Genomic DNA, 1,078 nt, shown 5'->3' on the forward strand with positions numbered 1-1,078 from the left:
CCTGCGGCTGGGCCCGCTGAGCGGCGCCTCGGCCGCCGCGCTCCTCGACCGGCAGCCGACGGCGCCCACGGGCAGGCACCGGCTGGAGATCCTGGCGGAGGCCGAGGGCAATCCGCTGGCCCTCGTGGAACTGAGCCGCGGTGTGCCGGGGCCCGTCGGAGTGGTGCGGCACCCGCCCGCGGAGCACGTCTTCGGCGTGCGGCTCGACGCCCTTCCCGCACAGACGCGCCGGGCCCTGCTCTACGCGGCGGCCGCGGGGCCCGGCGAGACCGTCGCCGCCGTCATGGCGGCCCTGGGCACCGGCGACCTGGTGGTGTGGGCGCCCGCGGAAGCGGCCGGACTCGTCACGCTGGTCGAGGACCGGCTCGTCTTCCGGCATCCGCTGGCGCGGTCGGCCGCGTATCTGAGGCGCCCGGCCGGCGAGCGCCAGCAGGCACATCGTGATCTCGCCAAGATCGCCGTGCTGCCCGAGGCCAGGGCCCGTCACCTGGCCGCCATCACCGTGGGGACCAACGCGTTCGTCGCCGCCGTGCTGGAGGACTCCGCCTGGCGGCGCGGGGACGCGGTGGCGGCCGCGCACGCCCTGGAGCAGGCGGCCCGGCTCAGCCCACGGCGGCCGGAGCGGGCGCGCCGACTGGCCGAGGCCCTGACGGCGGCGCAGGTGGTGGGCGATCCCGACTGGGTACGGGAGCTGTACGGCCGGCTCGTCCAGGAATCCGCCGATCCGGAACTCGTCTGCGTCGCGGCCGGTGCCCTGGCCTCCACCTTCTCCCAGGAGTCCGCCCAGCGCGAGGCATTCGAGGTGCTGGCCGACGTCTCGGAGCACTTTCCGGTGGTCGACCGGACCCTCGCGCTCGCGCTCGCGGGTTTGGCGGCGGGCATCGCCTCCCAGTCCGGTCTGCCGGAGCACAGGGCGGCCCTGTCCACGCTGCTCGACCGCGCCCGGCAGGCCCGTGGGCCCGAGCGGTGGCGCCCCGCCGCGGCCGGACCACTGATCCGCCTGGACACACCGCACCTGCGGCGGGCACTGGACGCGCTGGTCACCGCGGTGGCCCGGCCGGTGTCCGCCACCGGCTCG

1 pseudogene is annotated in these 1,078 nt (G+C 77.1%); it reads left to right on the forward strand.

Going from position 1 to position 1,078, the window contains the following annotated elements:
• Positions 1-1,078, forward strand: a pseudogene (locus KN815_RS49275) (LuxR family transcriptional regulator); the annotation flags it as partial.

The sequence above is a fragment of the Streptomyces niphimycinicus genome (assembly GCF_018883605.1).
Lineage (GTDB): Bacteria > Actinomycetota > Actinomycetes > Streptomycetales > Streptomycetaceae > Streptomyces > Streptomyces niphimycinicus.